A 20,304-nucleotide genomic window follows, 5' to 3' on the forward strand; every position below is an offset into this window, starting at 1 on the left:
AGCTACAATGGGAGTCAAGATAATGGATCTTTCCAGCTCTTTTACATAATTAATGCTTGATTATTAAAGACGGGATCAGATTGAATATGGATCCTCTGTAAATGTCGCTCTGATTTAGCAGTAAATCCTTCTCGTCCATGTAGCAGAGAAAAATTATCCACAATTACTAAATCGCCTTTCTGCCATGCATGAGCATATAAATGGCGCTTATCGTATAGCGTATTGATAAAATCTTGCTGAAATTCTGCTACTTGATCAGGATTGATATTATGATACTCAATAGCATGTTTATTCAGGAATTTCTCACCATCTATTGCGGGTTCATTATATCTGATAACAAATCCATTTCCATCGGGATGTTTTTCTAATAAAGGAGAATGGACTTCGCCACCATAATGAGTGACTTTATTAATGCGATAAGTGACCGATATATCTTTCCATTGTTCTAATTGCTGCTGAGTCGCATTAGCAACTACAAGGCGGGTATTGACGAAGGTTGTTCGGCCTCCTTGGTCACTGTCTGGCGCATGTGCACAATGGAACATAATAAATTCGGGAATTGTCGGTTTATACATGCCATCCCAATGAAGTGGCATATAGGTGTTATCGAATACGTGATCGGTCGCATCCTGATGTTCACGGACATCTAAAACAGCACCGAACGGCCACATCATTATTTCTCCCCAATCACGGGCATAATCTTCATATATTTCGTGATCAGATAAGCCAGATTTGAAACCACGTAATATAAGCAAATGATGTTTTTTTATCAGTGGTTTTAATTCTTCCACTGATAATGTATCAATATGCTGGCCGGCATATTGTGGTGTAATCTTCAGGCCGAAAGGCATCATCTCTTCTGTCTGAAATTTATTTAAATCTGTCATAATCATTTTCCTTTAAATTACATAATGGCTGGGTTTTCCATGAATATTTACCAATTTTCCGCCCATCATCTGAACTTCTTTATGTTTCATTAATATGAACTGCCCATTTACATTGGCTGCGACACCATGCCAAGGGGTTAACCAATCATCCCTGGTTGGCATCATATGAATACCGAGTTTAATGCTGTCTGCTGGCTGAGGATGAATAGATAGACGTATGGCTTCAGGGAAATGCGTATCTAATAAACTTCCCCATGCCCAACTTCGTTGAATAACACCGATAGCTCTCTGTTTGGCGTCTTTTTGCAGGGCATTGTTTGATCCGGTATAGCCGGGTAATAAGCTGTCTTCATATAAAAAGCGGGTAACCGCGCGATACAATTGTAATCCATCACTGTTTTGTAGCAGTTGGTTTTTAATGGATTCCTCAGATCGGGCGTAATGTTTTACTAACATATGCCTCTGTAAATCGAAATCATCACTATGCTCGCAGAGGTTCTTATCGTCATTGAGATTAAATGTACTTAAGTTTATAGCACCCATCTCATTGAGTAATTGTTTAATATCTTCGTGATATTGGCTGATAACTTCATCATTGACACGAATGAGATCACCGAAAACATGCCCATCGGAACAGATAATAATACGGGCACCGGGCGGATAATAAAGCTGTATACGCTGGCACAGAGAATTAAGGAAAGTCAAAGATAAGCGTTCTGCCATATCGGGAGCAGTGCCAAGCACTTTATTTTTATTTGGTGATTTTGTTGGGAATGCCGGCAAAATAAATTCGATAGGTTTTTTATTTTTGATAAAATACGTAATTCTGGGTAATTGTACGCTTTTAACAAGTTTTTCTTCTTGATCTAAATCTCTTTCTGAGTTGGTAAAGCGTCTGCGATATTGTAACAACTCATGTATAATCTGCATGGAAATATTGCTAGAAGAAACATTATTAGAAGTAACGTTATGGTAAGTAATGCTTTGCATAATGACTATTTCTCACTCTTATCATAAATATCCATTTTTTTGTTGCTTAAAAACAGATAAATACGAGTTTAACTAATTGGTATAGGCGAAGTGTAAAATAATGCAATTAAAATATAATATAATATTTAGGAATAAATAATAATTTATTTCCTGATAAACAATATGTTTGAATATAATTTTAATAATTATTCAATATATTTGATTGACTGTTACAATAAGGTACAGTTTTTCTAGGCTATTTTAGCCCATGTAACTGGTAAGACCATTTTAATTGGATGTCACTTAAGGTTAGGTGGGATAAGCGAAATGAGGTTATTGCACCATTTTATATTAGCAATTTTCCTGTAACTTATCGTAAATAATACAAGTAAGGCATATTTTTATTTTATCTGATATATTATTTTGGATGATGAAAGATGCGAGTTACATAAGTAATGGTGATGATTATAACCAAAGAGATAGGATTTAAGTTAAAAAATTAAACTAATATATCAGGTTGATAAGATAAGCTGTTGTTATAAGTATAACTCTATTGGGTTATTATTTCCTGAAAACTGAATTTACCTCTAATTCAATCAGGCAATAGCCCAGATTCCATATGAATATGGTGGTATGACTGTTATTTCAGAATAAATATTGATGAATAAATCACAGTACTTCCCCGCAGACTGATAATCAATCACAGGGGAAGTAAAAAAATGGCTTAGAAATTCACTTGATGGTGTTTAAAAGTACTCAGTAATTGCTGAATAAATTCCAGACGTGCCATCCTCTCGCTCAGGTCGGTAATGAATCTCAGTTTAGCGGGGCCATCCAGCCGGTAAATCTCAGGCTGTTTCTGTAACAGGCTGATCAGATAAGTTGGATCAACTTTATTTTTTTCACTAAATTCGACAAAACCGCCTTTTTCATGGGCTTCTATGCGCTTAATCCCTAATTTCTGAGCGGATAAACGAATTGCCGCTGATTGTAATAAATGACGCCCAGGATCAGGTAATGTGCCGAATCGGTCTATCAATTCAACCTTTAATTCTGCCAATTCTGATTCGTCTTTGGCACTGGCAATCCGTTTATAGAAAGACAAACGCATATTGACCTCAGGTATATAATTATCAGGCAGTAAAACAGGCATACGCAATTCAACCTCCGTCTGACTATTTGTCAAGTCTTCAAGTGAAGGTTCACGACCTGTTTTTAGTGTATTAACTGCATTTTCCAATAGCTCCATATAGAGTGTGAAGCCAATCGTTGTCATTTGGCCGCTTTGTTCTTCACCGAGAAGTTCACCGGCTCCGCGGATCTCAAGGTCATGGGTTGCCAGTGCAAAACCAGCGCCTAAATCCTCAAGGGAGGCAATTGCTTCCAGACGTTTATGTGCATCGGTTGTCATGGCTTTTGGATGTGGCGTCAGAAGATAAGCATAAGCCTGATGATGAGAGCGTCCGACACGTCCTCGTAGCTGATGCAATTGAGCCAGGCCGAAATGGTCAGCACGTTCAATAATGATGGTATTGGCACTTGGAATATCAATGCCTGTCTCAATAATGGTGGTGCAAATCAGGACATTAAACCGCTGATGATGGAAATCGGTCATCACCCGTTCTAAATCTCGCTCCCGCATTTGCCCATGACCAACGGCAATCCGCGCTTCTGGCACTAACTCTTCGAGGCGTAGTTTCGCTTTCTCAATATTCTCAACATCATTATAGAGGTAATAGACTTGACCACCGCGCAGAATTTCACGCAACATGGCCTCCCGAACAACCAGGCTGTCATACTCGCGTACGAACGTTTTGACCGCCAGGCGACGGGCGGGCGGTGTCGAAATGATCGAGAGATCTCGCATACTACTCATTGCCATATTGAGGGTTCGTGGAATAGGGGTTGCGGTAAGTGTCAGAATATCCACATCGGCGCGCATCGCTTTGATTTGCTCTTTATGGCGAACACCAAACCGGTGTTCTTCATCGACAATTAATAAACCAAGATCTTTCCAGCGCAGGCCACTTTGTAGCAATTTATGAGTACCGATAATAATATCGACTTTACCTTCAGCTGCCATTTCAACGACTTGTTGCTGTTCTTTAGCACTGCGGAAACGGGATATCATTTCAATACGTACCGGCCAATTGGCAAAGCGGTCACGGAAATTATCAAAATGTTGTTGAGCCAGAAGCGTTGTCGGAACCAATACCGCCACTTGTTTGTCATTATGGACGGCCAGAAATGCAGAGCGCATTGCAACTTCGGTTTTACCAAATCCCACATCGCCGCAAACCAAGCGATCCATCGCCACTGGTTGACACATATCATTCAGAACGGCGTTAATCGCCTGCTCTTGGTCTGGTGTAGTTTCAAATGGAAAGCTCTGACAGAACAGTTGATATTGTTCCCAATCATGCTTAAAAGCAAATCCTTGTTTTACGGTGCGGTGGGCATAAATATCAAGCAGCTCCGCAGCCACATCGCGTACTTTTTCGGCTGCTTTCTGACGGGCCTTGCTCCATGCCTCTCCGCCCAATTTATGTAATGGCGCATTTTCATCTGCGCCACCTGCGTAGCGGCTAATCAGGTGCAGAGAAGACACCGGAACATAGAGTTTGTCTTCACCGGAATAACTTAGGATCAGATATTCAGCCTTGATCCCTCCTGCTTCCAGGGTGGTTAATCCTTGGTAACGGCCAACACCATGTTCCAGATGGACCACGGGCTGACTGGGGCGTAATTCTGCAAGGTTACGGATCAGGATATCTGTATTGATCGTGCGACGGGTGTCCTGCCGGCGGCGCACAACACGCTCACCGAGCATGTCACTTTCACAGATCAGAGCAACCGCATTCTTTGCATCAACAAAACCTTGTTCTGCCGCACCAATCATCAAAAAGTGGCCTGATTGTTGTGCTTCATGTAATTTGTTGATTTTAATTGGCTTAATTTTTATTCGTGACAACAATTCTTGCAACGTTTCTTTTCGGCCTTCGCTCTCAACGGAGAAAATAACGCGGCCGCTGAACTGTTCAAGGAAACGGCGAAGCTTATCCAGTGGCGCCTTATTTTGTGCAACAACGGCGAGATCCGGCAGTTGTTGATAATCAAGATTGATATGGCTGGCTTTTTGACTGAGCTCTTCCGTTTTGAGTTGAATGCGGGGCCAGTTTTTTAGTTCTGAGAATAATTTATCAACCGGAAGCCAAAGTTCTTCTGGTGATAGGAGAGGGCGCATGGGGTCAACTTTACGGCTCTCAAAACGTTGTTGAGCATCTTGCCAGAAACGTTCCGCGGAGGGGATTATCTCTTGACTGATAATCAAGGTATTGTCTGGCAGATAATCAAATAGCGAAGGCAAGCGTTGGTTGAAAAACAGGGGCTGCCAGTATTCTATCCCTGCGGGTAATGTCCCTTTACTGACTTGCTGATAGATGTGCTCACCGTCACGACGGACTTCAAAACGTTCCCGCCATTGGCTGCGGAACAGTTCAATCGTCTCTTTATCCGTTGGAAATTCATGAGCAGGCAGTAAATTGATTTGCTTGACTTCGGCCAGCGTGCGTTGGCTGTCAACATCGAAAATTCGCAGACTATCAATTTCATCATCGAAAAAATCAATACGATAAGGGTGCTCGCTCCCCATTGGAAAAAGATCAAGCAGTGCGCCACGGGTAGCAAATTCGCCATGTTCAAGAACTTGTTCAACACTGCGATAGCCCGCTTGTTCCAATTCAGTACGCAGTTTATCCCGCGAAAGCCTCTGACCTTTGCACATAACCAGTGCGTGCCCGTGAAGAAATTCATGAGGGCAAACCCGTTGCATTAAGGTATTTATCGGCAGGATTAAAACACCTTTGGTCATTGTTGGCAGACGGTAGAGTGTGGACAGGCGATTGGAAATAATTTCCTGATGAGGAGAAAAACTGTCATACGGCAATGTCTCCCAATCAGAAAGGAAATCAATAGGACAGTCGGTAAACTGATGGATTTCATCATGCAGACGTAAGGCGTTTTGCATATCCTTGGTTATCAGTACCACAGGGCCTTGATGGCGTTCGACAATTTCAGCACACTCTACAGCATAAGCTGCGCCAGTAAGTTGGCCTAACTGGCGGCTATCACCGCAGCGTTCAGGAAGTTCATAACGGTATTTTGAGGACATAAGCGTTAATGTGTTCTCTATGATTCAGTCCATTCCCAACAGATTTTCGACTCATAATGGTCTTAAAGTAAACACGCTGGCAGGTTGAGAGAAAATAAAAAAAACCACAGATCCGGGCGTTGGTGGTTCCATAAAGTATAGCTACCCTTTATTATCCCTGAACACTTTGCTTTGGCAACAGGGGAGTAACAGATTTCATGTTTCAATCTGTCTCATTATTTATAGGTTTGCGGTATATGCGTGGTCGTGCGGCTGACAAATTTGGCCGGTTTGTTTCATGGCTGTCGGCAATTGGTATTACTCTCGGTGTTGCTGCATTAATTACAGTGCTGTCCGTGATGAATGGTTTTGAGCGTTCACTGGAAACCAGTATTCTTGGTTTTATGCCACAGGCTGTTGTCACGTCGGTGAATGGTTCTCTGGATCCGGAAAAGCATCCGGCCAGCGAGCTTGCGGATTTGAAACAAGTTAGCAGGATTACCCCCTTGGTGGTGGGAGATATTGTATTACAAAGCCCGCGCAATGTTGGTGTGGGCGTGATGTTGGGTATCACGTCTGATGAATATGAACCGCTGACGGAATATCTGGTCAGCACTTATCGTCAGCAACTTGAACCCGGCCACTATAATGCGATTTTAGGTGAAAAACTGGCCAGGGAGCTTGGGGTAAAACGTGGTGATCGGGTCCGTTTTATGGTGCCGGGTGCCAGCCAATTGACACCGATGGGGCGTATTCCCAGTCAGCGTCTGTTTACGATTGTGGGTACTTTTGCTTCTAATAGTGAAGTAGACGGCACACAGGTTCTGGTTAATCAGCAAGATGCGGCTCGTCTGATGCGTTATCCGCAGGGTAACATCACTGGCTGGCGTCTCTATCTCACAGAACCCTTGGCTGTAGATAGTTTGAGCTTACAAACCCTGCCTGAAGGGGTGTTGTGGAAAGATTGGCGCGAACGTAAAGGTGAATTTTTCCAGGCTGTCAGAATGGAAAAAAACATGATGGGCTTATTGCTGAGTTTGATTATTGCTGTAGCGGCATTCAATATCATTACTTCGCTTGGCTTACTGGTGATGGAAAAGCGGGGTGAAGTGGCGATTTTGCAAACACAGGGACTGGTACGCCGTCAGATTATGACCGTTTTTATGATCCAGGGAGCCGGTGCCGGGATCATCGGTACATTACTGGGAACTGGGCTTGGTGTTCTGCTTTCCAGCCAGCTTAATAACTTAATGCCATTGGTTGGTCTGTTGACCTCAGGTGTTGAATTGCCTGTTGCGATTGAGCCATTACAAGTAGCCACAATTGCAATTTCAGCGATGGTTATCGCCTTGTTATCTACGTTATATCCTTCCTGGCGTGCTGCTGCCATTCAACCTGCTGAGGCTTTGCGTTATGAATAATCAACCATTACTGCTGTGTAATAATTTGTGTAAAAAATATCAGGAAGGGCAAGTACTGACCGAAGTGCTGAAAAATGTCACTTTTGCTATCAAACAGGGTGAAATGATGGCGATTGTGGGGAGTTCGGGCTCAGGTAAGAGTACGCTTTTGCATATGCTTGGTGGATTGGATACACCGACCTCCGGTGAAGTCCTTTTTAAAGGGCACTCTTTGAATAAAATGTCTTCCAAAGCCAGAGCAGCGCTGCGCAACCATGAATTGGGTTTTATTTATCAGTTTCACCATTTGTTGCCTGATTTTAACGCAATAGAGAATGTGGCTATGCCACTGCTGATTGGCGGAAAAAACCGCAGTCAGGCACAGAAGAAAGCATTGGAAATGTTGGCGGCTGTTGGTCTGGAGAAACGGGCCCACCACCGCCCGTCAGAATTATCAGGGGGTGAACGCCAGCGAGTGGCGATTGCCAGGGCCTTGGTTAATGAGCCTTCTTTAGTTTTGGCTGATGAACCTACCGGTAACCTTGATTTACGTAATGCAGATAGCGTTTTTGAATTATTGGGCGAGCTTAACAGGCAGCAAGGCACAGCATTTCTGGTTGTCACCCATGATTTGACACTGGCTGGCAGATTGAATCGTCAGGTGGAGATGCGGGATGGTTATTTACAGGATAAATTGACCCTGGCGGGGGCACTGTAATGGCGAATGTGCCTTTCTCTTTAGTTACTGCTCTGCGATTCAGCCGAGGGCGCCGCCGTGGTGGAATGGTATCCCTGATTTCAGTGATTTCCACGCTGGGGATTATGCTTGGTGTTGCTGTCCTGATTATTGGTCTAAGTGCCATGAATGGTTTTGAACGGGAATTGAGGAACCGGATCCTTTCTGTCGTTCCGCATGGTGAAATCTATGCGGTCAATCAGCCTCTTGAGCAGTGGCAGCCTGCATTGAAACGGGTAAAAAACACAACTGGCGTAGTTGCTGCTTCGCCTTATATTACTTTTACCGGATTGATGGAAAAAGGTGCCAGCTTACATGCTGTTCAGGTGAAAGGTGTTGATTTAGCCACTGAGGCCCAGGTCAGTTCATTACCACAGTTTGTACAGGATAATGCCTGGCAAAACTTTCAGGCGGGTCATCAACAGGTCATTCTTGGGCAGGGGGTTGCTAATGCTTTGAAGGTTAAACAGGGCGACTGGTTGACTGTCATGATCCCGAACAATGATCCAGAAATGAAACTGTTGCAGCCAAAGCGGATCCGTTTACAGGTCAGTGGAATTTTTCAGCTCAGTGGCTTACTTGATCATAGCTTGGCTTTGATTCCTTTGGCGGATGCACAGCAATATTTGGATTATGGTCAGGGGATCACCGGAATTGCGATCAAGGTTGATGATGTGTTTGCCGCTGATCAACCGGTAAGGGCAGCCGGTGAAGCATCACAAGAATATGTCTATATCAGTAGTTGGATAAGAAATTACGGTTATATGTATCAGGATATTCAGATGGTACGCGGCATTATGTATCTGGCGATGATTCTAGTGATTGGTGTGGCGTGTTTTAATATCGTTTCTACACTGGTCATGGCGGTAAAAGATAAAAGCAGTGATATCGCTATCCTGCGAACCCTCGGTGCGAAAGATGGGCAAATCAGAGCGGTTTTTCTCTGGTATGGGTTACTGGCGGGTATGGCAGGTAGTATTGCCGGCGCGGTAGTCGGTGTGTTGGCATCACTGAATTTGACGGTCCTGATTCATGGTTTGGAAAAACTGATCGGCCATCAATTTCTTTCTGGTGATGTTTATTTCATTGATTTTCTGCCATCTGAGTTACATAGCATGGACGTTCTGTATGTTTTGGCGACGGCTTTGATTCTGAGTTTACTGGCAAGTTGGTATCCGGCCAAGCGGGCCAGCAGACTTGATCCGGCGCGTGTTTTAAGTGGGAAATAATAAACCTGCTATTGGCATGAGCGAAACAAAGGCGTTATGGTATAAAAAACAGAAACCTAAGCAGTATTGAGAAATCTTAAAGGAAATCATATGCGTGTTCGTCGTCGGCCTAGTCGGTTTCGTAAGGTTAAGCGTTTGCGGCATCAGAGGTTTCGTAGCCGAATTTTCTATAGGGATAATCGATTGGCACTGAATATGAAAAAACCTTATGTCGTAGTATTGACCGGTGCGGGTATTTCGGCTGAATCGGGTATTCAGACTTTCCGCTCCTCTGATGGATTATGGGAAGAACACCGGGTGGAAGATGTTGCTACACCTGAAGGTTTTCAGAAAGATCCAGAATTAGTACAGGCATTTTATAACGCCCGGCGTCATCAACTTCAACAACCAGAAATAAATCCGAATGCGGCGCATTATGCTTTGGCGGCACTGGAAAATGAGCTTGGCGACCATTTTCTGTTGATTACCCAGAATATCGATAATCTGCATGAGAGGGCGGGTAGCTATCGTACGGTGCATATGCATGGTGAGTTACTCAAAGTCCGTTGCTGTCAGTCTGGGCAAGTGTTTGAGAGGACAACGCCTATGACGACTGATGAACGTTGCCATTGTTGTCAGTTTCCATCACCATTGCGTCCGCATATTGTTTGGTTTGGTGAAATGCCTTTTGCTATGGAACAAATCTACTCTGCACTGGCTCAGGCAGACATTTTTATTGCTATTGGCACCTCAGGGCATGTTTATCCTGCGGCTGGATTTGTGCATGAAGCTAAACTGGCAGGGGCACACACAGTAGAGCTGAATCTGGAGCCGAGTCAGGTAGAAAGTATGTTTGATGAAAAGCATTATGGGCCAGCCAGTAAGATAGTGGATGAGTATGCCCGAAGGTTAATTAATAAGATAAAAGAATTTAAAACTGACTTGACGCAATAATTATTCTGTTTCTCTTCCTCATAATGGGCAGTCAGGTTCCTGGGGGAGAGAATAATGGACAGACTACTAGAGCGTTTTTTTAAATACATATCTTTTGATACTCAGTCAAAGCCGTCAGTGAAAACCATTCCCAGCAGTGATGGTCAGCTTGAACTGGCCAACGCGTTGAAACAAGAGTTGACCGAGCTGGGTTTTTCAAATGTGATTCAGAATAATTATGGCTGTGTTATGGCAACATTACCTGCCAATACACCATGGCCTGTGCCGGCTATCGGTTTTATTGCTCATCTTGATACTTCGCCAAATTTTCCTGGAAAAAATGTCAGCCCACAAATGCTGGAAGATTACCGGGGGGGTGAGATTGCCCTAGGGGTTGGTGATGAAGTGTTATCGCCAGTTGTGTTTCCTGTATTGCATAGCATGTTGGGGAAAACATTGATTACCACAGATGGCCGAACGTTGCTTGGTGCTGATGATAAAGCGGGTATTGCAGAAATCATTACCGCAATGGTCCGTCTGAAAAACAGCAATATTTTACATGGTGATATTCGAATAGCGTTTACACCTGATGAAGAGACAGGTAAGGGAGCACGCTATTTTGATATTAATTCATTTGATGCTGAATGGGCGTATACCGTAGATGGTGGTGGTGTGGGTGAACTGGCGTTTGAAAACTTCAATGCAGCGGTGGTCATAGTCAAGATTGTTGGCAACAATGTTCACCCTGGTAATGCGAAAGATGTCATGATCAATGCCTTATCGCTGGCAATCCGTATTCATCAGGCATTGCCATCGGAAGAAACACCGGAACATACCGACGGATATGAAGGTTTCTACCATCTGAAACGTATTAAAGGTACGGTGGAGCGTGCTGAAATGCACTATATTATTCGTGATTTTGATCGGAATAACTTCGAAGAACGTAAAAAGAAGATGATCAAAATTGCGGAAAAAGCCGGTGAGGGATTACATCCCGATTGTTATATCGAACTGACTATTGATGACAATTATTACAATATGCATGATGAAGTGATCAAATACCCACATGTTATTGAGATTGCCAAACAGGCGATGTTGGATTGTGACATCGATCCCATTATTAAACCCATTCGTGGTGGTACTGATGGGGCACAATTGTCATTTCGTGGTTTGCCTTGCCCGAATATATTCATGGGAGGGTATAATTATCATGGCAAGCATGAATTTGTTTCATTGGAGGGAATGGAACAGGCTGTGAGTGTCGTCATGCGTATTGCTGAGTTGACTGCACTGTTGTCTAAAAAAGTTGAGAAAAATCCAAGAGCTTTACCCTATTGATTAATTTGATCAGAGATTAATGGTAAATCCTGGCACCACAAGTTTTTGCATTTACGTGGAGATGACTTGGCTGATAAATATACCAGTCACTGCCTCTTAATCGGAGGATCTGATTAAAAGGCAGTGAAGTAATAACCGAGTGAAAAGTGACACAGAATTATTTAAAGGGTCACCTTTTGTGATGATACATTAATCATTAAAGTACCAGTAGCCACTGTTTACCAATGCAGTGAGCAGGCTGATAAAACGTACATCATCTATCGCTTCACTTAGCATTTCTGCATTAATCTCATAATAGTGGCAAAGAATATCAGCTGCTTTAATATGAGGTGTATCTATTAATTCTCCGTTAACAAAGCACTGATCACCAATTCTGATAACGCGTAGTCCGTTAAGGCGGTGGAGATTTTCACCTTGTTTCATTAATTCATAAATTTCATCACTTTCATAGGGCGGCTCTGGTGGGGCAATATCAAGTTCATGCCGGGACTGAGAGATGAATTCACCAAACCATTGTTGGAAAGTGTCAGGTTGTGCCAATAATTCGTCCATCATTGCGTGCAGCGCAGATAGTTCATGTTGCTGGACCAGTGCCGGGTTTTCGCGGAAAGTCAGATCAGGATCGCTATAGCGATAACTGCCTAAATCATTAGCCAGCACATAATCGGCAAAACTACTGAACAGTTCACGGGAATTGGGTGCGCGGAAACCAACAGAATAATTCAGTGAATCCTCAATAGCATAACCTTCATGCGGAAACCCGGGTGGAATATAGAGAATATCACCGGGTTCCATCTCTTCATCAATAATGGCATTAAATGGATCGACCTGTAACAGATCGGGATGAGGGCAGCGCTGTTTCATGGGGATCTTTTCCCCAACACACCAACGACGGCGACCCATTCCTTGAATGATAAATACATCATATTGGTCGAGATGCGGGCCAACACCCCCACCGGGAGCAGAGAAGGAAACCATGAGATCGTCCATTCGCCAGTCAGATAACACGCGGAATGGTTGCATTAATGCGGCGGAAGGATGATGCCAGTGATTAACCGCTTGTACCAGCAGTGACCAATCCTGTTCACCTAAATGATCGTAACTTTCGAATGGACCATGAGAGACATCCCAACGGCCATTTTTCTGGCTGACCAGACGGCAGTCAACTTCATTCTCCATAGCCAGACCTGCCAGTTCATCGGGAGTAAGTGGATCAATGAATTGACGGAAGCCTTGCTTAATCAGTAAAGGGCGTTTTTGCCAGTGATTTTGCAAAAACGCCTGCCAGTCCAGATTCAACTGATAGTCCATAGTGACATCCTGAGTGTGAAGTGAGTTTCAGGATATTATAACGAATTAGTTGAATTGAGTATCAGACTGCACAGGCATATTTAGCAAAAATAGTCGTAAACCTTCGTCCAATGCGGGCGGAGATATAAGAGTGGAGAGCCGCTTAATCGTCATCATTAATTTGCTGACACCGGAATATAACGCAAATTCTGGCACCGCCAAGCGGGCTGTCACTGATACTGATATCACCGGTATATTGTTCGATAATTTCAGAAGCAATTGACAGCCCAAGCCCCTGACCAGGCCGTAAGGTATCGACACGTTGGCCCCGTTGGAAAATTATTTCCCGTTTGTCAATTGGAACGCCTGGTCCGTCGTCGTCAACAATAATGACCACCGAATCGTCATCAATAGTGACTGAGATCTCGACAAATTTAAGGCAATATTTACAAGCATTCTCTAGCACATTGCCCATGACTTCCATAAAATCATTTTTTTCACCAAGCCAGGTGATCTCCGGCGATACATCTAACGTAAGGCTGACCCCTTTATGTTGATAGACTTTTGTTAAAGCGCTGCACAGGCTATCCAATAAAGCCGGAACAGAAGAAACTTTCTGCATAATCGTGCTGTGTTCGCTGCGCATACTGGCCCGATGCAGGTAATAGCCTATTTGCTGAGAAATACGGCTGATTTGCTCAAGCATGATGGGTTCGGCCTGTTGAATAGTCATTTGCTGACTGTTACGTAAAGAACGGAGGGTTGATTGCAAAACAGCCAGTGGGGTTTTCAGGCTGTGTGTCAGATCAGCCAGCGTTGTCCGGTATTTTGTATAGCGGTTGCGTTCATTATTGAGCAACACATTCAGATTACGCACTAATCCCCGCAGCTCTGTTGGTGGGTTTTCATCCAGTTTTTCCCGTTCACCTTTCTCCAGCGAGCTGACCTGATGAATCAGCGACTTAATTGGCCGCAAACTCCAGTGTGCTGCCAGCCAGATTAAGGGGATGACCAGAATCAGATTGGCAATCAATACATAGCCGAACCATTCCCACACCATAACCGTTTTTTGTAAATCCTGTGGAATCGTATCAATGACGACGATGGTCAACGCAGGCAGATGATCTGTCGCACTGTATCTGTTAACAGAAACGGAGTGGGTCAGCTCATTGTCTTCATTTTCGTCGAGAGTGTTAAATTTCCCTAATTGCCCTTTCATATTGGCTGAGTCTTTTAACAAGTCCCGGCTATTTTTCAGGTTGGTATCCAGATCATATAAACCATCTTCCTTTAACCATTCACTTGGAATCGAGTTTTCTACTTTCGGGAGATGACGTTGACGCCAGAGGATAGCCCCTTTGTTGTTATAAATCAGAACCAGTGATGGATTGTTTAATGTGAAATTGGGGGGGACTGAAATATCCAGTTTATTGTTATTCCACTGGGCAAGACTGAAAAATAGGTTACTCTGACTGCGTAGCAGTGTATAAGCGGTTTTATCAAAACTGACCAGGTAACCGACAATGGCAACAATACCGTAAGACATTGTCAGAGCCAGAATAACGGCGGCAGTCGCCATTAAAAACCGGGTACGGAGTGAGAACGGCTTCTTTTTGTGCTTCAGCACGGTTTTACCCATCAAAGTTTTACACATCAAAGCGATAGCCTTGACCACGGACCGTCACGATAGCTTCATAAGGCCATATATCTTGTATTTTCTTTCTTAACCGACCGATTAAGACATCAATGGAATGGCCTTCGCGTAGTTCAGCATCGGGATATAACTGGCGCATTAATGCATCTTTAGTCACTACTTTGTCACTATTACACATCAGTATTTCAATAATCCGGTATTCAAACGCTGTTAGTTTGATATTTTCCCCATAAACCGTTAATTCCTTGCGTGATAGATCAATTCGGAAGGGGGGAAATTCAATAACCTGAGAAACCAACCCATTATTACGGCGTAGGAGAGCCTGCATCCGGGCAATAATCTCTTCCAGATGAAAGGGCTTGGTGACATAATCATCTGCTCCTGCATCAAGAACGGTGACTTTTTCCTGCCAGCTTTCACGGGCGGTCAGAACAAGAATGGGGAGTTTTTCATCTTTTTGGCGCCAGCGACGGATCAGACTCAAACCATCTTCTCCAGGCAAACCAAGATCAACAATAGCAATATCTGGTTCGCTTTCTGCCAGATAGTAATCGGCTTCTTTGGCATTTGCCGCAGCATCAACCAGATGGCCTGAGTCACGAAGCTGTACTGTCAAATGATGACGCAGCAGCATGTTGTCTTCAACGATCAATATCCGCATGGAATATTCCTTCTAAAAACGCCAACTGGCAGTATTGTAATAATCAATTTATTTAAACTGTTATATAGACAAAACTGCCGGTAAAAAATGCAATGCAATGGGCCTAGCTGAATATGTTAGATATATGGATCTGTAACAGCAAGTCATCAAGTAGAAATAGAGAATATAACTTCAATGTGTGTTTGGGATTGGTTTATAAAAGGATGGAAATAGATGAATATTTTATCCGTCTTTGACTAACCCATTTAAAAACATCCCCAAATACATAAGCAAAATGCCACACACCTGCTGGATTGGAGATGTAATACCATTAAGAAACGGAAAGTACTTTTGTTGATGTAAAAAAGAGTATTTCCATCTTTATTGCCACTTCCTAGCATTTAATACATCGCATTCCCCATTATCAGGATTAAACAGCTCGATTTTGATCACATTTTATACTATTCATTCGGGCAGGCAATTAATACCACATTAGAATAGTTTGCTTATGTCACTATAAAATTATCCATATTTTCTATGGAAAGATGACCATTTTATCACCGAAGCCAGATTAACTTAAGAAAAGAGAAAATCCGATGGATCAACGCAACACCCCGGTGGTCAGGGCCACGAGTTATCTTTTAATTTATCTCACCGCCGTTTATCCCCTTCATCCGGCTATGGCGGCTGGGATAACGCCGGACAATAGTCAAACCCAGGTACAACATCAGGGTAATGTGCCGTTGATACTAAAGCATTAGGCGGCATGTATGCCAATAAGATCCGGCTGGTGGCCACTGAAGCGGGTGTCGGGGTTAATCTCACCCACCTGACCACAGCGCAGGACGCTATCAGTTTAACTGCCGAGGGTAAAATTATCTTGGGGGAGATACACGCCAAGACAGACATTAATATCAATAGCAAAGCCACCCTATTCAATCCGTGCTGGCGGGACAAATTGGGGCAAACCCGCACTTCAACGGTCAATCGGCTGAGTTGATTATTCATGAAGTGGTGGGGACGTTAGCCTCAAATCTACAGGGCCTGTTGGAAGTCGTGGGGCAAAAAGCCTCTGTCTTCATTGCTAACCCGAACGGCATAACCTGTCATGGCTGTGGCTTTATCAATACCCCGGCTGTCACCTTATCGACTGGGAAACCGGTGTTTGATAAAGAGGGTGCATTAGCAGCCTTAGAAGTGAAAAAAGGCACTATAACCTTTGATGAAAAGGGGCTGGATGCGACGGTGCAGGATGATGTCGATATTATCAGTCGGGCCACGATACTTAACGGCAAAGTGCAGGCGAAAAACCTGACATTGACACAAGGGTCCAACCGGATTGATTTCAAACGCGGGACTCTTGTCCCTATTGCAGGCGAAGGTAATACCCCCTGGAGCGCGATTGATACCGGGTCATTGGGGGGAATGTATGCCAATAAAATCCGTCTGGTGAGTACTGAGGCGGGTAAGGAAGTTAACCTGACCAACCTGACGGCAACGCAAGGCGACATTCGTTTGACAGCGGATGGAGAGATGACGCTTGCCGCGAACACGTTGAACAACACCGGTAAGATTCTTGCAGAAGGTGATGTGCGGTTGTTTATTGACCGCTTATACAATCAGAATAAGGGTCTGATTCAGGCCAATCATCATCTTTGGGTGCAAAAAGACGCGAGCGGTCACCTGAGCACCCAGATTGACAACGCTTCGGCGACGCTGAAAACCCATCATGGTGAATCGTTATTCGCACCAAAGCGTTAAATAATGCCTGGGATGCCAGCGTCGCTGCGGGAATGAACGCTTATATCAATGCGACGAAGCTGGATAACAGTCAAAGCCAGTTTCATGCGAAGAAAAATCTCATCTTAACCGGTCACGACTTTAACCACGAGGGGAATATTGAGCGCTTTACGCAACATGCCAGCCGACTGAATAGTGGTGGCGCATTAACTCTTCGCTCTCAGGGCAGTATTTTATTCCAGGCGACGGAGTTAATCGCCAAAGGGGTGATGGATATCGCGGCAACAGGCGGCGTTCTCTATGCGCAAGCAATGGAAGAAGTTTATAAAAGTGAAGAAACGAGGAAAAGCTGTAAAGGTTTGGGACCCATAAAGTCATGTAAAGTCTTTGGGTCTAAAACAGAACATCGAATACAAATCAAGAAGACCAACAAAGTCACGGAATTGACGGCCGGGGGGGATATTAACCTGATGGCAAAAGATGAGGTGACATTGGAAGCGAGTCGGATAGAAACCCGTAAAAACGCAAAAATCACCAGCCAGACAGGGAAAGTGAACTTCAAGGCGATGCCAAATACGGATTTTGAGCAGACCATCACGACATCAAAAGGCTTTTTTATTACGCCAGCACGATAAAGGTCACCGTGAGGAGACTTGGATAATCCCGTCAGTGCATGTTGGCGGTACGCTGACGGTGGATGTGGCGAAAGGTATCAATGCGGATGTGAAAGTGAAAGAGGGGCAGTTACTGGAAGACGCGTTAGGGGTACTGGGTAACACCCCGGGTACGGAATGGTTGAAAAATCTTCAAGACCGCGATGATGTCCAGTGGGATCGGGTTAAGGACGCTTACCGTAGCTGGGACAAAAAAAGCGAAAGCTTAAACCCCGTAGTGGGTGCGGTGATTGCGATTGCGGTTGCTGCGGTCACGGCGGGTTCGGGGCTGGCGGCTTGGGCGGGAAGTGGTGCCGTGGGGGCGACAGGGGCCACGGGAGCCACGGCGAGCGCGGTTTATGGGGCGGCTTATGGCGGAATGATAGGGTTGACCTCTCAGGCGGCGGTGGCCTTAGTTGAAAATAAAGGGGATCTCACCCAGACACTGGCCGCCTTGGCGAAGCGCGATGCCGTCAAATCCCTCGTGAGCTCAACAATAGGGACGGCGATTAACGGCGGCAGTTTTACGGATAACCTGCAAACCGCGTTGTTGAGCAATATAGGTAGCCAGATTAATGCGGAAGGCGCCAAACTGATTGGTGATAATGGGGAGATTCTGGATGTTCCGGGTAAAGCGATTAGCCATGCCGCAGTGTCTGCGCTGGCGGCGGAAATTAGCGTCGGGGATGCCAAAGGGGCGGCAGTGGGCGCATTAGCCGCAGAACTGGCCGCCATCACCTTGGATAAAACCTTGGACGTTGGGAAGTACCTGATCAAACTCAGGCGAATAGAGCACGAAAAATGTTCCATGAACTTGGAATCAAAAACATAGAGGTGAAAGTTGTTAAAGAATAGCAATATTAGGCTTGTAAAGGTCATTATTGATCTTGCCATATTTTTGGAGTTTACAAGTGAAGAACTGCTTAATCCGGATTCAGCAATAGAAACAATGGAACAAATGGCAGCGGAACTTCAGTTACTTAATGATGATGAGAAACAAGAGGTAATTAAACTCTTCCAAGATTTATCAGATAATTATACTGGTGAAGCATATGACTATGTAAAAGGATTACCAGAATTTCTTGGCTTAATTTAATAGAAAGAACCCTGACATGTTGAATTGCACCCCAAAAGTTAGACACTAATTGATTAAGGTGTAGTTCATCCAATTAAAGAGGGTAAGGAAGTTCCCTATGGCACTAAGAACCTATCCCAAAAGGAATTGTCATATTCTATAATGAATAATTTCGAAAGGTATAGAGTATGACAAACAACAAATGGCGGCTCAGTGATGAACTTTGGGAAAAAATGAGGCCACTTATCCCCAAACATAAAACTCAGCATCCGCTAGGGACACATCGCAAACGTGTTGATAACCGCACCGCGATGGATGCCATCTTCTTTGTGCTCAGAACGGGCTGCCAATGGAACGCCCTGACTGCTATGATGCTGAATGGCTGAAAAGCTATCGACAAAGTCGGCGTTACGCGCCACACATCCAGTCTCGCAAGGAAGGATCAGATGCCTGGCAAAATACGGGCTTTAAAGCGCAAAGATGGGTTGTCGAGAGAACTCATAGCTGGATGAATCGTTTTCGTCGGATATTGACCCGATGGGAAAAGAAGGTCGAAAACTGTGAAGCGATGTTACATTTTGCATGCGGGATTATCGTTTGGAATAAAACCCTATTGGGATAGGCTCTAATACTACAGCCGTACTTACTTTTTTCAACAGAAAAGACACTCATAGAAAAGCTTAATTCATGCGGTTTCTCAGAATTGTGAGCATCAAGGAAAATGCAACTTTCTGGTATCTACGGCTGTAGTACTAAAACGGCTTATTCAGATCATGTTTAGTGTATTTATCAACGACGTTATTCTCCGCTTATTTTTCATTTACCTGTCCTGTCATAACCATTTAAAAGTACGAAAACAGATGTATTAAAGCTTTTATATAAAAGACGGATTTAACTATAAGTACAGATTTTTAAATTGACGTTAATTAACTTTAATCTAAGACCATTAACAGAAAATTGAAAAAATCAGCAAAAAAAGATATTATCTGAAAAAACACAAATGGGTATCTTTATATCATAATACTATTTACGAGTTGATTTATGAAGATAAAAGACTTATAAAAACCACACAATATTGCCAGTAAAACAGTGTCAGTAAAGATAAAAAGTGAGTATAATTAATGTTGGTTAAACGTAAGACACAATATACCATGATGATTAAACTTAATAAAACAAAATGTTAAAAGCAGTAAAAACAACGGCTAAAACCTTATTATACAAATTAAAACCAGAGGTTAAAAAAAGGTTTTTAATAACAGTTTAAAACCTGCTTATGATAAATATATCAGTAAAAATGAGAAAAAGAATTGGCTTTATTAATGCTTTATATACAACAAAAAAAGGATAAATAAAAACAGAAATCAGTTGATCAGATAATCTACTTTCTAAAATGAACCGACTTTAATAACGTTTTTAACCGGTGAATAAACTCTTTTATAAACCAGTTAAATAATCATTCATAAAAAATAGGGATAATAAAACCCGAAAATAGACGATTAAACCGAACACGAACTGGATTACTTACAGCGCTTTTATGTTGAATTTGCTATGCAACACTGCGATACATTAAATACATCCGTTAAAACTTGTTTTATACTATTTCATCCCGTTTAATAGCATTGCTTTTCTAC

Annotated in this window: 13 protein-coding genes and 3 pseudogenes; 10 read left to right on the forward strand and 6 right to left on the reverse strand. The window is 43.4% G+C overall.

Annotation, left to right across the window (positions count from 1 at the left end):
* Positions 1 to 41: 41 nt before the first annotated feature.
* The 3 genes from ACUN2T_RS10960 to mfd form a co-directional block, all read right to left on the reverse strand.
* Positions 42 to 887, reverse strand: coding sequence for a TauD/TfdA dioxygenase family protein (locus ACUN2T_RS10960; RefSeq protein ID WP_445497479.1), 846 nt, complete (start codon positions 885 to 887; stop codon positions 42 to 44).
* A 12-nt stretch (positions 888 to 899) separates the two neighbouring features.
* Positions 900 to 1,817 (reverse strand): L-tyrosine isonitrile synthase, encoded by a 918-nt coding sequence (gene pvcA, locus ACUN2T_RS10965; RefSeq protein WP_445497480.1) that lies wholly within the window; start codon positions 1,815 to 1,817, stop codon positions 900 to 902.
* 763 nt (positions 1,818 to 2,580) lie between these two features.
* Positions 2,581 to 6,027, reverse strand: coding sequence for a transcription-repair coupling factor (gene mfd / locus ACUN2T_RS10970; RefSeq protein ID WP_445497481.1), 3,447 nt, complete (start codon positions 6,025 to 6,027; stop codon positions 2,581 to 2,583).
* 197 nt (positions 6,028 to 6,224) lie between these two features.
* Here mfd and lolC point away from each other — a divergent pair, with 197 nt between their 5' ends.
* From lolC to pepT, 5 genes are all read left to right on the forward strand, one after another.
* Positions 6,225 to 7,427 (forward strand): lipoprotein-releasing ABC transporter permease subunit LolC, encoded by a 1,203-nt coding sequence (gene lolC, locus ACUN2T_RS10975; RefSeq protein ID WP_445497482.1) that lies wholly within the window; start codon positions 6,225 to 6,227, stop codon positions 7,425 to 7,427.
* On the forward strand, positions 7,420 to 8,124 hold the full coding sequence (gene lolD / locus ACUN2T_RS10980) for a lipoprotein-releasing ABC transporter ATP-binding protein LolD (protein ID WP_445497483.1): 705 nt from the start codon (positions 7,420 to 7,422) through the stop codon (positions 8,122 to 8,124). Before lolC ends, lolD begins: the two co-directional genes overlap by 8 nt.
* On the forward strand, positions 8,124 to 9,371 hold the full coding sequence (gene lolE, locus ACUN2T_RS10985; RefSeq protein WP_445497484.1) for a lipoprotein-releasing ABC transporter permease subunit LolE: 1,248 nt from the start codon (positions 8,124 to 8,126) through the stop codon (positions 9,369 to 9,371). Before lolD ends, lolE begins: the two co-directional genes overlap by 1 nt.
* 90 nt (positions 9,372 to 9,461) lie before the next feature.
* The gene (gene cobB, locus ACUN2T_RS10990; RefSeq protein ID WP_445497485.1) at positions 9,462 to 10,304 is read left to right on the forward strand and encodes a Sir2 family NAD+-dependent deacetylase; all 843 of its coding nucleotides are present in this window, start codon (positions 9,462 to 9,464) and stop codon (positions 10,302 to 10,304) included.
* 54 nt (positions 10,305 to 10,358) lie between these two features.
* A complete protein-coding gene (pepT, locus tag ACUN2T_RS10995; RefSeq protein ID WP_445497486.1) occupies positions 10,359 to 11,621 on the forward strand; it encodes a peptidase T in 1,263 nt (420 codons plus the stop codon).
* A gap of 189 nt (positions 11,622 to 11,810) precedes the next feature.
* On the opposite strand, the gene ACUN2T_RS11000 is transcribed toward pepT, so the two are convergent.
* The 3 genes from ACUN2T_RS11000 to phoP all read right to left on the reverse strand — a co-directional run bounded on the left by ACUN2T_RS11000 (position 11,811) and on the right by phoP (position 15,226).
* A complete protein-coding gene (locus ACUN2T_RS11000) occupies positions 11,811 to 12,932 on the reverse strand; it encodes a ribosomal protein uL16 3-hydroxylase (protein ID WP_445497487.1) in 1,122 nt (373 codons plus the stop codon).
* 142 nt (positions 12,933 to 13,074) lie between these two features.
* On the reverse strand, positions 13,075 to 14,538 hold the full coding sequence (gene phoQ, locus ACUN2T_RS11005; protein ID WP_445497855.1) for a two-component system sensor histidine kinase PhoQ: 1,464 nt from the start codon (positions 14,536 to 14,538) through the stop codon (positions 13,075 to 13,077).
* Positions 14,539 to 14,557: 19 nt separating this feature from the next.
* Complete coding sequence (phoP, locus tag ACUN2T_RS11010; RefSeq protein ID WP_445497488.1) at positions 14,558 to 15,226, reverse strand: two-component system response regulator PhoP; 669 nt, start codon at positions 15,224 to 15,226, stop codon at positions 14,558 to 14,560.
* Between the two features lie 575 nt (positions 15,227 to 15,801).
* Between phoP and ACUN2T_RS11015 the strand changes: the two genes are divergently transcribed.
* From ACUN2T_RS11015 to ACUN2T_RS11035, 5 genes and pseudogenes are all read left to right on the forward strand, one after another.
* Complete coding sequence (locus tag ACUN2T_RS11015; RefSeq protein ID WP_445497489.1) at positions 15,802 to 15,966, forward strand: hypothetical protein; 165 nt, start codon at positions 15,802 to 15,804, stop codon at positions 15,964 to 15,966.
* Positions 15,945 to 16,133 (forward strand): annotated as a pseudogene (locus tag ACUN2T_RS11020) (hypothetical protein); the annotation flags it as partial. The gene ACUN2T_RS11015 and the pseudogene ACUN2T_RS11020, both read left to right, overlap by 22 nt.
* Positions 16,134 to 16,171: 38 nt before the next feature.
* Positions 16,172 to 18,349: pseudogene (locus ACUN2T_RS11025) on the forward strand (two-partner secretion domain-containing protein); the annotation flags it as partial.
* 90 nt (positions 18,350 to 18,439) lie between these two features.
* Positions 18,440 to 18,694, forward strand: a complete 255-nt coding sequence (locus ACUN2T_RS11030; protein WP_054477687.1) for a hypothetical protein — start codon at positions 18,440 to 18,442, stop codon at positions 18,692 to 18,694.
* A gap of 167 nt (positions 18,695 to 18,861) precedes the next feature.
* A pseudogene (locus tag ACUN2T_RS11035) lies at positions 18,862 to 19,295 on the forward strand (transposase).
* Positions 19,296 to 20,304: the final 1,009 nt, after the last annotated feature.

The sequence above is a fragment of the Photorhabdus machadonis genome (assembly GCF_052657765.1).

Excerpts from the sequence above, each read along its gene's own strand:
- ACUN2T_RS10960 (WP_445497479.1), bottom strand. The coding sequence starts at position 887 with ATGACAGATTTAAATAAATTTCAGACAGAAGAGATGATGCCTTTCGGC.
- pvcA (WP_445497480.1), bottom strand. The coding sequence starts at position 1,817 with ATGCAGATTATACATGAGTTGTTACAATATCGCAGACGCTTTACCAAC.
- mfd (WP_445497481.1), bottom strand. The coding sequence starts at position 6,027 with ATGTCCTCAAAATACCGTTATGAACTTCCTGAACGCTGCGGTGATAGC.
- lolC (WP_445497482.1), top strand. The coding sequence starts at position 6,225 with ATGTTTCAATCTGTCTCATTATTTATAGGTTTGCGGTATATGCGTGGT.
- lolD (WP_445497483.1), top strand. The coding sequence starts at position 7,420 with ATGAATAATCAACCATTACTGCTGTGTAATAATTTGTGTAAAAAATAT.
- lolE (WP_445497484.1), top strand. The coding sequence starts at position 8,124 with ATGGCGAATGTGCCTTTCTCTTTAGTTACTGCTCTGCGATTCAGCCGA.
- cobB (WP_445497485.1), top strand. The coding sequence starts at position 9,462 with ATGCGTGTTCGTCGTCGGCCTAGTCGGTTTCGTAAGGTTAAGCGTTTG.
- pepT (WP_445497486.1), top strand. The coding sequence starts at position 10,359 with ATGGACAGACTACTAGAGCGTTTTTTTAAATACATATCTTTTGATACT.
- ACUN2T_RS11000 (WP_445497487.1), bottom strand. The coding sequence starts at position 12,932 with ATGGACTATCAGTTGAATCTGGACTGGCAGGCGTTTTTGCAAAATCAC.
- phoP (WP_445497488.1), bottom strand. The coding sequence starts at position 15,226 with ATGCGGATATTGATCGTTGAAGACAACATGCTGCTGCGTCATCATTTG.
- ACUN2T_RS11015 (WP_445497489.1), top strand. The coding sequence starts at position 15,802 with ATGGATCAACGCAACACCCCGGTGGTCAGGGCCACGAGTTATCTTTTA.